Source organism: Microbacterium sp. ProA8 (assembly GCF_039905635.1).
In the GTDB taxonomy this organism is placed as follows: Bacteria; Actinomycetota; Actinomycetes; order Actinomycetales; family Microbacteriaceae; genus Microbacterium; species Microbacterium chionoecetis.
On the sequence record NZ_CP157000.1, the window covers coordinates 2,971,004 to 2,983,793 of the forward strand.

A 12,790-nucleotide genomic window follows, 5' to 3' on the forward strand; every position below is an offset into this window, starting at 1 on the left:
ATGGACACGATCGCCGACGACACGATGACCAGACGCCCCGCGAACACCCCCACGACCGCGACGGTCCGCACTCCCCGCTCCGGCGGAACGGCCCCGCACAAGAGGCCGACGTTCCGGTCGAAGCTCGGCTCCGCCTTCGCCATGTTCGGAAACGGCAAATCGATCACGGGCCTGTCGATCCTCGGGTTCTTCGTACTCGTGGCGATCTTCGCCGACGTCCTCGCGCCTTACTCGCCGACGAAGGTGGACAACACCGCCCGCTTCCAGCCGCCGTCGGCCGAGCACTGGCTCGGCACCACGCACATCGGCGAGGACGTGCTGAGCCAGGTCATCCACGGCACCCGTGGCGTCATCGTCGTCGGCTTCCTCGCCGCGATCATCGCGACGATCATCGCGATCGTCGTCGGCGTCATGTCGGGCTACCTGCGCGGGTGGCGCAGCGAGGGACTCTCGGCGCTCACCAACGTCTTCCTCGTGATCCCGGGCATCCCCCTCATCATCATCGTGGCGACCATGTTCGAGGACCCGCCGTTGTGGGTCATCGCCTTGGTGCTCGGTCTCATCGGCTGGGCATGGGGAGCGCGGGTGCTGCGCGCACAGACGATGTCGCTGCGCAGCCGCGACTTCGTCCAGGCTGCCAAGGCCAACGGCGAGCCGCTGCGCCGCATCATCACGGTCGAGATGCTTCCCAATCTGATGGCGCTGATCGCCGCGAGCTTCGTCGGCACGGTGACGGCCGCGATCATCGGCCTCACGACGCTGTCGTTCATCGGGGTCATCCCGGTGACGACCTACAACTGGGGCACGATCCTCAACTGGGCCAGCGCCCAGGGGGCGTTCCGGCAGGGCCAGTGGTGGTGGTTCCTGCCTCCGGGCCTGTGCATCGCGGCGATCGGCGTCGCACTGTCGCTCATCAACTTCGGCATCGACGAGTACGTCAATCCGCGCCTGCGCTCCGCCGGCGAGCGGGCTCGCGCGATGAAGAAGAAGGGCATGAACGTGAACGACACCGTCACGGTCGTGCGCACGAACACGAAGACCCAGGAGAACGCGTGACCACCGCGACCGTCCCGAACTATCTCGACGAGGCGCTGCCGGTGGCCGACCGCATCACGGACCTCCTCGGCCGCATGACGGTCGAAGAGAAGGTCGGGCAGATGATGCAGCTCGACGCGCGCGACGACCTCGACGACCATGTGCTGCGCAAGCACGTCGGCTCGATCCTGCACACGTCGCCCGAACGCGTGCTGCGTGCGCGCGAGCTGACGTTGCAGACGCGGCTGCAGATCCCGCTGCTGGTCGGCGAGGACTGCATCCACGGCCACTCGTTCTGGGAGGGCGCCACGATCTTCCCGACGCAGCTCGGCATGGCGGCATCGTGGGACGCCGATCTCGTCGAGCGGGCCGCGCGCGCGACGGCCGTCGAAGTCGCGGCGACCGGCATCCACTGGACGTTCTCGCCGGTGCTCTGCATCGCGCGTGATCTGCGCTGGGGCCGCGTCGACGAGACGTTCGGTGAGGACCCGCTGCTCATCGGGGAGCTCGCCTCCGCCATGGTGCGCGGCTACCAGGGCGGCGGTCTCTCGGACCCCACCGCGATCCTCGCGACGGCGAAGCACTTCGCCGGCTACTCCGAGACGCAGGGCGGGCGCGACGCGAGCGAGGCCGACCTGTCGCGCCGCAAGCTGCGCTCGTGGTTCCTGCCGCCGTTCGAGCGGGTGGCGAAGGAGGGATGCCGCACCTTCATGATCGGCTACCAGAGCACCGACGGCGTGCCGATCACGGTGAACGACTGGCTGCTCAACGATGTGCTGCGCGGCGAGTGGGGCTACACGGGCACGCTGATCACCGACTGGGACAATGTCGGCCGCATGGTGTGGGAGCAGCGGGTGCAACCCGACTACGCGCACGCCGCGGCCGCCGCGGTGAACGCCGGCAACGACATGATCATGACGACGCCGGGATTCTTCCAGGGCGCCCTCGACGCTCTCGCACGGGGGCTGCTGACCGAGGAGGCGCTCGACCGCGCAGTGGCGCGCATCCTGCTGCTCAAGTTCGAGTTCGGCCTCTTCGCTGATCCGCGCCTCCCCGACGACGCCCGCATCGCGAGCGAGATCGCGACCGCCGAGCACCAGGCGCTGAACCTGGACCTCACGCGTCGATCCATCGTGCTGCTGCGCAACGACGGCCTCCTGCCCCTCGACGGCGGATACACGGCGGATGCCGGCGGTCGTGCTCTGCCTGGAGCCGCCGGAGCCCGTCGCGTCGCGGTGATCGGCCCCCTCGCCGACGACGCCCAGACGCAGCTCGGCGACTGGGCAGGCGGTTCCGGCCAGGCAGGATGGCTGGCCGGCCAGCCGCGCGACATGATCACGACCGTCCTCGACGGGTTCCGCTCATACGCACCCGCCGGCTGGAAGGTCACGCACGCGCGCGGCGCCGACGTGCTGACGCTCGAAGAGGACCCCGCAGGCGCGTTCTTCCCCGACGGCCAGCCGCGCCCGCAGATCGTCGTACCCTCACCGCCCGACGACGCGCTGATCGCCGAAGCCGTCGCCGCCGCCCGGGCCGCCGATGTCGCGGTGGTGGTCGTCGGCGACGTGATCGAACTCGTGGGAGAGGGGCGCTCGACGGCGACCCTCGACCTCATCGGCGGGCAGATCGCGCTCCTCGATGCGCTCGCGGTGGCCGGCACGCCGTTCGTGATCGTGCTCGTGGCGTCGAAGCCGCTGGTACTGCCGCCGTCGGCGCAACGGGCGGCCGCGGTGATCTGGGCCGCGTCGCCCGGCATGCAGGGCGGCCGCGCGGTCGCCGAGCTCGCGCTCGGTCTCATCGAGCCCACCGGGCGTCTGCCGATCTCGTTCGCCCGTCACGTCGGCCAGCTGCCGATCTTCTACAACCAGATCCGCGGTCAGCACGGCAACCGCTACGCGGACCTCACCCAGTCGCCCGCGTGGGCGTTCGGCGAGGGACTCTCGTACACCACCGTCGAGTACGACCGCCTGCGCATCGTCGACACCGAGCTCGGCCCGGACGACACCGTGCGCGCGACGGTCGAGCTGCGCAACACCGGCGCGCGCCCCGCACACGAGATCGTGCAGCTCTACGTGCGCGACGTCATCACCTCGGTCAGCTGGGCCGACAAGGAGCTCAAGGCGTACCGCCACGTCGACCTGCAGCCCGGCGAGACCGTGACGGTCGAGCTGTCGCTGCCGGTGGCGGAGTGCACGATCGTGGATGCCGCGGGCCGGCGCATCGTCGAGGCCGGAGAGTTCGAACTGCTGGTCGGACCGTCGTCCCGCGACGACGTGCTCCTCAGCGCCCACTTCCTGGTGGCCGACGGGTCGGCGAGCTGACAGGAACGGCGAAAGGGGAGATCTCCGCGGCGCTGCGGGCCGCGGGAATCTCCCCTTTCCAGCGTCGAGCCGTCGGCTCAGTCGCGCTCGTCGTCGTCCTCGGAGTCGTCGTCGTCGGAGTCGTCGTCCTCGTCGGCGTCGTCGTCCTCGTCGGCGTCGTCGTCCTCGTCGTCGGAGTCGTCGTCCTCGTCGTCGGAGTCGTCGTCCTCGTCGTCGGAGTCGTCGTCCTCGTCGGAGTCGTCCTCGTCGTCCTCGTCGTCGAAGTCCTCATCGTCGTCCGCGCCGGCCTCGGCGAGCTCGTCGATGTCGACACCGTCGACATCGCCGGCGTGGAGGATGGGCGACCCGTCGTCGTCGAAGTCCGACGCATCGAGGTCTTCGACGTCGTCGAGGTCCTCGTCGTCGAGGTCCTCGTCGTCCTCGTCCTGGGCGGCCTCGGCGATCGCCGCCTGCGCGGCGTGGTAGTCGGCGAGCCGCACGGCCCACGGCACCCAGTCCGGTGCGAGCAGCGCGCCGTCGCCGGGGAGCAGCTCGGCCTCGAGCACCGTCGGTTCGGCGTCCTCGACGCGTGCGATGCTCACCGTCCAGAACCACCCGGGGTAGCCCGGGAGCCGGTTGGCGAACCGCAGCGAGACCACGCCGCCGGCCTCCACACGGTAGTCCGCGGGCGCGCCGACCGTCGCCTCCGGCGTGATCTCGCGCAGCGCCGCGAGGGCGAGGTCGTGCGCCGCCAGCAGCTGCGGGTCGGGCTCAGCCTCGGGCTCGGGCGCGGGCTCAAGCTCGGGCTCGGGCTCGGGTGCGGGCTCAAGCTCGGGCTCGGGCTCGGGTGCCTCGACCGCGGAAGCGGACGCCGCCTCCGGCTCCGCCGGCGCCCGCGACTCCGGCTCGTCGACCGGGGCCTCGTCGGTGACGGCGGCCGCGGCATCCGTCACCGTCGACTCGTCCGAGGGCGCGCCGGACTCGCCGTCCACTGCGGTGACGGCGTCGGCAGGATCGGCCGGATCAGGCGTCGAGCTCATCAGCCACCTTGCGCAGCACGGCGGCGACCTTCTTGCCGTGCGCACCGCTCGGGTACCGGCCGTGGCGCAGATCGCCGCCGATGCCGTCGAGCAGCTTCACGAGGTCCTCGATGATGATCGCCATGTCGTCGGCGGGCTTGCGGGAGCGCTTCGCGAGACTCACCGGCGCCTCGAGCACACGCACCGAGAGTGCCTGCGGGCCGCGCTTGCCGTCGGCGATGCCGTACTCGAGCCGTGTGCCCGCCTTGGGCGCGGGCGTGCCGGGGGGCAGGGCCGTGGCGTGCAGGAAGACGTCCTGGCCGTCTTCCGAGGTGATGAAGCCGAACCCCTTCTCCTCGTCGTAGAACCTGACCTTGCCGGTGGGCATCGAAACCTCGCTGGATCGGTCGCCGCGCGAACACCGCGGCGAAACAGAGCATGACAAAAGCGGGGTCTTCCAACCCCACCACCCAGCCTAACGGACCGGTGCACGATCGTCCCCGGCTCGCCGACGCCAGCGAGTAGGCTGGAACGGATGAGCACCAACCCCGCCGGCGACGTTCCCGTACGCCGCATCGACCGCATCCTGGCCTTCATGTCGCTGGGCCTTCTTGTGCTCTCGATCCTGAGCTTCTTCGCGATCATGATCGCGTCCGCCTCCGGCGCCGACATGCGCACGGGCGTCTGGCCCCTCGTGGGCGTGCTGGTGTACATCGCACCGCTCGTGGCGTTCGCGCTGCTGCTGGCGGTCCTGATCATGAGCTTCGTGCGAAGGGCTCGCGCCAACCGAGGGGGCTGACGCGCGTGGTCTCCGACGCGCGCGCACTCGCGACGCGGCTCGCCGATCTCGGTGACGCTGCGCTCGCCCGGACGCTCGCGGCCCGGGGCGTCTCGCCCCAGAGCGGCTGGCACGACTTCTTCGACGCCGCCGAGGGACTGCTCGACCCCGCATCCGTCGACCGCGCCCTGACGCATCTCGACCGACGCGACCTCATCGCCCTGCACAGCGCCACGCCCGCCGACAACGGCGTCGGGACGCGCGACGGCCGACCGTCGCTGCTCGCCCTCGTCGATGAGGACGGCAGCGCGTACGCCCCGGTCGCTGAGCGTGTGGCGGCAGCCGCGACGGCAGCCCCCGACGCCTTCCGGCCCACGCCGTCGCCTCCGGCACCCCTTCCCGCCGACACGCAGGCCGCCGCCGCGGCCGCAGAACGCGCCTTCACGACGGCCGGCTCGCTCGCCGACATCCTGCTGGCGTGCCTGCACACTCCCCTCGCGCGCACGGGTGCGGGTCCCGTCAGCGCGGTGGATCGGCGACGGCTCACGGATGCCGGGGCGCTCGAGTTCGCGGACGAGCTCGAGGATCTTCTCGGCTCCGCCGCCGACGCGGGGCTCGCCGTCGCGCGCGAGCGCGAGTGGACGGTGACCGAGGCGGGCGAGCGGTGGCTCGAGGCGCCCACCCCGCTGCGCTGGGAGACGATCGCGGAGGGCTTCCGCGCGGAGCTTCCCGACGGCCTGCGGACCCCGGCGAACGGGTTCCTCGTCCCGGATGCCTGGCCCGATGTCTACCCGCTCGACCCCGAGTGGCCGGCCCGCGCCGACCGGTTGCGCCGCATGGGCGTGCGGTGGGGACTGTTCGCGGCGGACTCCGCCGCCGAGTTCCCGTGGACCGCCGCACTTCGTGCCGGCGAGCCCGCGGACGCCGCGACGATGGCCGCGTATCTTCCCGCCGAGATCGACCGTGTCTACCTGCAGGCCGACCTCACGGCGATCGCCCCCGGGCCGCTCGCCCCCGCCCTCGACCTGCGACTGCGCTCGATCGCGGTGCGCGAGTCCCGTGCGCAGGCGTCGACGTACCGGTTCACCGCGTCATCGGTCGGCGCCGGCATGACCGAGGGCGAGACGGCGGCGTCGATGCGCGCCTTCCTCGCAGAACTGTCGCTCACCGGCATCCCTCAGCCTCTGGACTACCTCATCGAGAGCACGGCCGCGCGGCACGGCCTGGTGCGCGTGCGCACCGACGACGCCACCGGACGCACGCGGGTGGAGAGCTCGGATGCCGGCCTGCTGGACGCCATCGCGATCGACCAGGCGCTGCGCCCGCTGGGTCTGCTCGTGCTCGAGGGCGACGACGCGCTCTCGTCGCGGGTCGCCCGCGACGCGGTGTACTGGAGCCTCGCCGACGCGCGGTACCCGGTCGTCGCGCTCGACGCGACGGGTGCCCCCGAGTCGATCCATCGCCGCACCGCGGCCACGCCGTCGGTCCCCGCCGCCGCCCCGGAGGCGACGTACGCGCGTTTGATCCGCACGATGCGGGGCGGCCACGGCACCCAGGGCGAGGCCGGCTGGCTCGAGCGCGAACTCGAGCAGGCGGTGCGCGCACGCGCCGAGATCGTCGTGGTCGTGCGCATGCCCGACGGTTCGGAGCGCGCGTTCACGCTCGAGGCGGCGGGCCTCGGCGGCGGCCGCCTGCGCGGCCGCGACCGCGCCGCCGACATCGAGCGGACCCTGCCGGTGTCGAGCATCGTGAGCGTCGGCGCGGTCTGAGGCTGCGGCATCCACCGCCCGTCGGCGCCCAGCGGCCGGCCGCGCCCGGTGGCCCGTCTCGCGGCCGCGAGACCGGGGATTCCTGCCGACACCGAGGCCATCGCCCCACGTCTCGGCGCAGATCCCCGATCTCGGGGAGCAGTGCCGCGTCGCGCGGGCGGTCGCAGGCCGCGTCAGTGGAACCCGGCATCGGAAAAGCGCCGGTAGACTGGCACGTTATGGCTGACGGCCCCCTCATCGTCCAGAGCGACCGCACGGTTCTCCTCGAAGTCGCACACCCCGATGCCGAGAGCGCGCGGCACGAACTCGCGATCTTCGCCGAGCTCGAGCGCGCCCCCGAGCACATCCACACCTACCGCATCACGCGGCTGGGTCTGTGGAACGCACGCGCCGCCGGCCACGGCGCCGAGGACATGCTGGCGACGCTCGACCGGTGGTCGCGCTTCCCGGTGCCCCCCTCGGTGTCGATCGACATCTCCGAGACGGTGGGGCGCTACGGCCGCCTGGTCATCGAGCGCAACGACGACGGCGAGCTGGTGCTGCGATCGACGGATGCCGCGGTCCTGGCGGAGGTGTCCAAGAACAAGCGCATCCAGCCGCTGCTCATCGGCCGTCCCTCCCCCGACGCGTTCATCATCGACGCGTGGGCGCGCGGCCACATCAAGCAGGAGCTGCTGAAGATCGGCTGGCCGGCCGAGGACCTCGCCGGCTACACGCCGGGGACGCCCCATCCCATCGACCTGGCCGAGAACGGCTGGCACCTGCGGCCGTACCAGCGGCAAGCCGTCGACATCTTCACGCAGGGCGGATCGGGCGTCGTCGTGCTCCCCTGTGGCGCCGGCAAGACCCTCGTGGGCGCCGCCGCGATGGCCGACACCAAGACCACGACGCTGATCCTCGTGACCAACACGGTCAGTGCCCGCCAGTGGCGCGACGAGCTCCTCAAGCGCACGTCGCTCACGGCCGAGGAGATCGGCGAGTACTCCGGTCAGACCAAGGAGATCAAGCCGGTCACCATCGCGACGTACCAGATCCTCACCGCCAAGCGGAAAGGCCAGTACGCGCACCTCGCCCTCCTCGACGCGCTCGACTGGGGTCTCATCGTCTACGACGAGGTGCACCTCCTCCCGGCGCCGGTGTTCAAGCTCACCGCCGACCTGCAGGCGCGACGACGGCTCGGACTCACCGCGACGCTGGTGCGCGAGGACGGCCGTGAAGGCGATGTGTTCAGCCTCATCGGCCCCAAGCGGTTCGATGCGCCCTGGAAGGAGATCGAGGCCCAGGGCTTCATCTCCCCTGCCGTCTGCTACGAGGTGCGGGTCGACCTGCCCGCCGGCGATCGCCTGGAGTACGCCGCGGCCGCGGACGACGAGCGGTACCGCCTCGCGGCGACCGCACCGGCGAAGATCGGCGTCGTGCGCGACCTGGTGGCGCGCCACGAGGGCGAGCGCATCCTGATCATCGGCCAGTACCTCGACCAGATCGACGTGCTCGCCGAGGCGCTGAACGCCCCCAAGATCACCGGACAGACTCCGATCGACGAGCGCGAGCAGCTCTATCAGGCGTTCCGCGTGGGCGAGATCTCGGTGCTCGTGGTGTCGAAGGTCGCGAACTTCTCGATCGATCTGCCCGAGGCATCCGTCGCCATCCAGGTGTCGGGGTCGTTCGGCTCGCGCCAGGAAGAGGCCCAGCGTCTCGGACGCCTGCTGCGCCCCAAGCAGTCGAACCACACGGCGAGCTTCTACACGCTGATCGCCCGCGACACCGTGGATCAGGACTTCGCGCAGAACCGGCAGCGGTTCCTCGCGGAGCAGGGCTACGCCTACACGATCCTCGACGCGCACTCGCTGGCGGCCTGAGCCCCCGAGAACGCCGAACGGCCCGGCGCTGCGAGGCAGCGCCGGGCCGTTCGTCCGTGCTTACTGCTTGATGATGCGGTCGAGCGGCGTCGGCGCGTACGGGCTGTTCGCGCTGAGGTACGCGGCGAACGCGTCGATGTCGAGGCCGCCGTAGTACACGTTGTCGGCCGCCAGGAACGTCGGGAACCCGTCGCCGCCGCCCGCGAGGAAGTTGTTCGTCACGACGCGATACACGGTCGTGTCGACCAACGGCGCGCCGTTCAGCGTGACCGTGCCGAGCGTGGTGCCCGAGTACGTGTAGGCGAAGCCCTCGCTCACCTGCAGGATCTTCGGCTGGGCGGCATTCGCGCCGCTCCACTGCTGCACCAGCAGCTGCTTGATCTCGGCGCCGGTGAGGTCGAGCGAGACCAGGTAGTTGTTGAACGGCTGGACGTTGAACGCCTCCTCGTAGGTGACCTCACCCGGCGCTTCGCCCCATGCCGACGCGCTGTAGGTGAGATCGGTGCGGATCCCGCCGGGGTTCATCAGCGCGATCTGCGGCGCGGCGTACGGCCCGATGACGCTCGGGTCGGCCAGCTGCGCGTCGGCGATCAGATCTCCGAGCGCCGACTCGCCGCCCGCATTCGTCGTGCGGTCGATGGTGCTCGCGATCGAACCGATCACCTCACTCGCGATCGGCGCGACCAGTTCCTTGTACTTGGCGATCAGATCCGTCTGGACCGGGTCCCTGTCCACGTTGCGCGTCACGAGCATGTTCGCGCTCTCCACGGACGTGCGCACGATGTCCTTCGTGCGCCGGTCGTAGGTGAGATTCGTCTCGGTGTACAGGCGACCGAAGGAGGAGGCGGACGTGACCAGTCGGTCCTGGCCGGCCGGGTCCTTGATGTTGCAGATGTACGGCGCGTGGGTGTGCCCCGACACGATCAGGTCGATCGCCGGATCGAGGTTCTGTGCGATGGGGATGATCGGGCTGTTCGCCGCGATCTCCGCCCCGTTGCCGCAGGCCGCGTTGTAGGCGGCGCTCGACGGAGGCGTGCCGCCCTGGTGGATCAGCACGACGATCGCGTTCACGCCTTGGGCCCTGAGCACCGGCACCAGCGCGTTCGCGGTCTCGACCTCGTCCTTGAAGTCCAGGCCGGCCACGCCCGCCGCCGTGACGATGTCGGGGGTCTCCTCGAGCGTCATGCCGATGAAGCCGATCTTGGCGCCTCGCACATTCTCAACGGAGTACGCGGGGAGGATCGTCTCGTTCGTTCCGTCGTAGACGACGTTCGCCGCGAGGAAGTCGAAATCGGCCCCGGCGAACGAGCCGTCGGGGCACGAGTTCTGGTTGTTCGCGCCGTCGCCGTCGTCGAGGCAGCCGCCGTCCGCCATGCGGAGCAGCTCGACATAGCCCTCGTCGAACTCGTGGTTGCCGACGGCCGAGACGTCGAGGTGGAGCGCGTTGAGCGCCTCGATCGACGGCTCGTCGTGGAAGGCGCCGGACAGCAGCGGCGAGGCCCCGATGAGGTCGCCCGCCGCGACGGTGAGGGAGTTCTTCTCGTGCCCCTGCCGCGCCTGCGCGAGGTGGGTGGCGAGGTATTCGACGCCGCCGACCCCGGGAGGGGTGAGGGTGTCGGTCGTCACGCCGCCGGGCAGGTTCAGCCGGCCGCTGGAGCCTGCGGGCGGCTCCAGGTTGCCGTGGAAGTCGTTGAACGACAGCAGCTGGATCTCGATCTCCGGTCCGTTCGGAGTGTTCTTGTCGCCAGGCGCTGCGGTCGCAGCGCCGGGACCGGCGAGCGCCAGCGCGACCGCGGTCGCGGCGATGACCGCTCCTCCGGTCAGCCGTGAGATGGATGTCGAGCGCATGTGCAAGGGCCCTCCCCTTCGTGGCGGACGCCTCAGCCCGCCGCGTTCACGCGTCCTCGTGGGCGCGATCAGGATGAACCTAATACAGCGCGCGCGGACGCGACAGTGGAAATTGGATGCCGGGTGCGCTGCGCGCACGAGTGCGCCTGTCTGCGAACCCTCGCCGCCGCCGAATCCCGTCCGTCCTTCCGCTGGCCGATGTCGGAATGGGCGAGTAGAACGGGGGCATGCCAGAGAACAATCGCGTCGATCTCGTGGAACTCCCCGCCGACCCCGCCACGCTGAGCGCCGCACGCGGCTTCTACGAGGCGGTGTTCGGCTGGTCCTTCACGTCCTACGGCGAGGGCTACGCCGACACCACCGACAGCGGCGTCGCCCTGGGTCTGAACGGTTCGGCAGACGACACGCAGCAGCGCGCGCCCCTCGCGGTGCTGTTCGTCGACCATCTCGAGGCCGCGCGCGATCGCGTGACATCGTCCGGGGGCACGATCCGCCACGACATCTATCGCTTTCCCGGGGGACGCCGCTTCCACTTCGTCGATCCCGCGGGCAACGAGCTCGCCGTCTGGTCGCACGACCCCAACCAGCCCTGAGGTGGATGCCGCGAACCCTGCTACGCGGATGAGACATTCCCGACCGGCGAACGTGTTGCACTACGAAGGTAGTACTCCTACACTACATTCGTAGTATCACCGCCGAGGTTGGTGCCATCCGCGGTGCGGAGGGAGCGACGACATGCCCACAGCACTCGTCACCGGGACCAGGCGCGGGATCGGAAGAGCGGTCGCACGACGGCTGGCAGGATCAGGGTGGACCGTCTTCGCCGGGGTCCGAGACCTCGCTGACTGGAAGGACGTCACCGAGGCGGACGAACGCATCACCGCCGTCCGCCTCGACGTCACCGACCCGGCGCAGATCGACGCCCTCGCCGACGTCCTGCCCGACCGTCTGGACGCGCTCGTCAACAACGCCGCGGCTGCCGCTCTGGGACCGATCGAGGCGCTCACCACGGCCGACCTTCGAAGGCAGTTCGAGGTCAACGTCGTGGGCACGGTGGCCGTCACCCGGGCGGTACTGCCCCGACTGCGCACCGCAGCGGGCAGGATCGTGTTCGTCTCGTCGGTCGGCAGTCGGTCGGTCGTCCCCATGGAGGGCGCCTACTGCGCCTCGAAATGCGCGGTGGAGGGGATCGCCGATGCTCTCCGGGTGGAACTTCGGCCGTGGAACATCGCCGTTTGCGTCGTCGAACCGGGGCCGACCGATACCGAGACCTGGCGCGAGGTCGACACCATGATCGACGACATGGAGGCGCGGATGTCGCCGCACCACCGCAAGCTCTATGCGCAGCATGTGGTCGGACTGCGCAAGAACATCGCGCGCTTCGGATCATCGGCCGCAGCGCCCGACGCCGTCGTGCGCGCGGTAGAACATGCGCTGACCGCGCGGCGGCCGCGCGCCCGCTACGTGGTGGGGGCTCCGGCACGGACGATGGTCGCCATGCACGCCCTTCTCCCGACCCGCACCGGAGACGCCATCGGCGCCCGCATCGCGGGTCTGACGTGAACCACTGAGCCCGGGCGACGCGATGGCGCTCTGCGCTCATCCGTCGCCTATCGTCAGAACATGGCTTCAACGAGGGACCGCGCGCTGGATGCCGCGGTCGCGCTCGTGGGTGAGCAGGGCATCCGGGCTTTGACGCACGCCCGGGTCGACGAGCGGGCCGGGCTGCCGAAGGGCTCGACGTCGAACTGGTTCCGCACGCGTGACGCGCTCATCGCCGGGGTCGTGACGTGGATCGCCGAGAGCGAGCGAGCCGATTTCGGCTCGGACGAGAGGCCCGCCATCGAGACGCCCGAGCAGCTCATCGACGCGCTCAGCGGTGCGATCGCGCTCCAGACCGGGCCACTCGCCTCGCGGACGAAGACGCGCTACGCGATCTTCCTCGAGTGCGCCGGCGATGCCGAGCTGCTGGCTCCGCTGCTCGCTCAGCGTCGCGTCTTCGTGGACTGGACCATCGCCCTGCTGACAGCCGTCGGCGCGCGCTCCCCCCGGGACGCTGCCCGGGCGCTGATGGCGACCGGTGAGGGGCTCGTCCTTCATCGCATGACCGTGGATCCGGATGCCGAGATCCGGCCCGTCATCGAGCGCGCCGTGCGCGCCGCGCTCGACTGAGGCCGATCCG

General features: G+C 70.7%; 11 protein-coding genes. 8 read left to right on the forward strand and 3 right to left on the reverse strand.

Annotation, left to right across the window (positions count from 1 at the left end; all coding sequences use genetic code 11):
- Nucleotides 1-1,056 carry an ABC transporter permease gene (locus ABG085_RS13310; protein ID WP_347976219.1) on the forward strand — a complete coding sequence of 352 codons (1,056 nt, stop codon included), beginning with the start codon at nucleotides 1-3 and terminating at the stop codon, nucleotides 1,054-1,056.
- Nucleotides 1,053-3,356 (forward strand): glycoside hydrolase family 3 N-terminal domain-containing protein, encoded by a 2,304-nt coding sequence (locus ABG085_RS13315; protein WP_347976220.1) that lies wholly within the window; start codon nucleotides 1,053-1,055, stop codon nucleotides 3,354-3,356. Before ABG085_RS13310 ends, ABG085_RS13315 begins: the two co-directional genes overlap by 4 nt.
- Before the next feature lie 77 nt (nucleotides 3,357-3,433).
- Here ABG085_RS13315 and ABG085_RS13320 read toward each other — a convergent pair whose 3' ends face one another.
- Nucleotides 3,434-4,093, reverse strand: coding sequence for a DUF3027 domain-containing protein (locus ABG085_RS13320; RefSeq protein WP_347979194.1), 660 nt, complete (start codon nucleotides 4,091-4,093; stop codon nucleotides 3,434-3,436).
- A gap of 265 nt (nucleotides 4,094-4,358) precedes the next feature.
- Nucleotides 4,359-4,742, reverse strand: coding sequence for a cold shock domain-containing protein (locus tag ABG085_RS13325; RefSeq protein ID WP_308869876.1), 384 nt, complete (start codon nucleotides 4,740-4,742; stop codon nucleotides 4,359-4,361).
- Nucleotides 4,743-4,889: 147 nt separating this feature from the next.
- Between ABG085_RS13325 and ABG085_RS13330 the strand changes: the two genes are divergently transcribed.
- From ABG085_RS13330 to ABG085_RS13340, 3 genes are all read left to right on the forward strand, one after another.
- Complete coding sequence (locus ABG085_RS13330) at nucleotides 4,890-5,153, forward strand: multidrug ABC transporter ATPase (RefSeq protein ID WP_163619631.1); 264 nt, start codon at nucleotides 4,890-4,892, stop codon at nucleotides 5,151-5,153.
- A gap of 5 nt (nucleotides 5,154-5,158) precedes the next feature.
- Nucleotides 5,159-6,901: a helicase-associated domain-containing protein gene (locus tag ABG085_RS13335; protein WP_347976221.1), complete on the forward strand. Its 1,743-nt coding sequence runs from the start codon at nucleotides 5,159-5,161 to the stop codon at nucleotides 6,899-6,901.
- 218 nt (nucleotides 6,902-7,119) lie between these two features.
- Nucleotides 7,120-8,760 carry a DNA repair helicase XPB gene (locus tag ABG085_RS13340; protein ID WP_347976222.1) on the forward strand — a complete coding sequence of 547 codons (1,641 nt, stop codon included), beginning with the start codon at nucleotides 7,120-7,122 and terminating at the stop codon, nucleotides 8,758-8,760.
- A 60-nt stretch (nucleotides 8,761-8,820) separates the two neighbouring features.
- Here the strand turns inward: ABG085_RS13340 and ABG085_RS13345 are convergent, their stop codons facing one another.
- The gene (locus ABG085_RS13345) at nucleotides 8,821-10,608 is read right to left on the reverse strand and encodes a bifunctional metallophosphatase/5'-nucleotidase (protein ID WP_347976223.1); all 1,788 of its coding nucleotides are present in this window, start codon (nucleotides 10,606-10,608) and stop codon (nucleotides 8,821-8,823) included.
- Nucleotides 10,609-10,835: 227 nt separating this feature from the next.
- On the opposite strand from ABG085_RS13345, the gene ABG085_RS13350 reads away from it, so the two are divergent.
- The 3 genes from ABG085_RS13350 to ABG085_RS13360 all read left to right on the forward strand — a co-directional run bounded on the left by ABG085_RS13350 (nucleotide 10,836) and on the right by ABG085_RS13360 (nucleotide 12,780).
- Nucleotides 10,836-11,201, forward strand: coding sequence for a VOC family protein (locus ABG085_RS13350; protein ID WP_347976224.1), 366 nt, complete (start codon nucleotides 10,836-10,838; stop codon nucleotides 11,199-11,201).
- 142 nt (nucleotides 11,202-11,343) lie between these two features.
- Complete coding sequence (locus ABG085_RS13355) at nucleotides 11,344-12,171, forward strand: SDR family NAD(P)-dependent oxidoreductase (protein ID WP_347976226.1); 828 nt, start codon at nucleotides 11,344-11,346, stop codon at nucleotides 12,169-12,171.
- 60 nt (nucleotides 12,172-12,231) lie between these two features.
- The gene (locus ABG085_RS13360; RefSeq protein ID WP_347976228.1) at nucleotides 12,232-12,780 is read left to right on the forward strand and encodes a TetR family transcriptional regulator; all 549 of its coding nucleotides are present in this window, start codon (nucleotides 12,232-12,234) and stop codon (nucleotides 12,778-12,780) included.
- Nucleotides 12,781-12,790 lie beyond the last annotated feature (10 nt).

Bases quoted from the DNA above. Each gene is read 5' to 3' on its own strand.
- ABG085_RS13310 (WP_347976219.1), top strand. From the start codon at position 1: ATGGACACGATCGCCGACGACACGATGACCAGACGCCCCGCGAACACC.
- ABG085_RS13325 (WP_308869876.1), bottom strand. From the start codon at position 4,742: ATGCCCACCGGCAAGGTCAGGTTCTACGACGAGGAGAAGGGGTTCGGC.
- ABG085_RS13330 (WP_163619631.1), top strand. From the start codon at position 4,890: ATGAGCACCAACCCCGCCGGCGACGTTCCCGTACGCCGCATCGACCGC.
- ABG085_RS13340 (WP_347976222.1), top strand. From the start codon at position 7,120: ATGGCTGACGGCCCCCTCATCGTCCAGAGCGACCGCACGGTTCTCCTC.
- ABG085_RS13345 (WP_347976223.1), bottom strand. From the start codon at position 10,608: ATGCGCTCGACATCCATCTCACGGCTGACCGGAGGAGCGGTCATCGCC.
- ABG085_RS13350 (WP_347976224.1), top strand. From the start codon at position 10,836: ATGCCAGAGAACAATCGCGTCGATCTCGTGGAACTCCCCGCCGACCCC.
- ABG085_RS13355 (WP_347976226.1), top strand. From the start codon at position 11,344: ATGCCCACAGCACTCGTCACCGGGACCAGGCGCGGGATCGGAAGAGCG.
- ABG085_RS13360 (WP_347976228.1), top strand. From the start codon at position 12,232: ATGGCTTCAACGAGGGACCGCGCGCTGGATGCCGCGGTCGCGCTCGTG.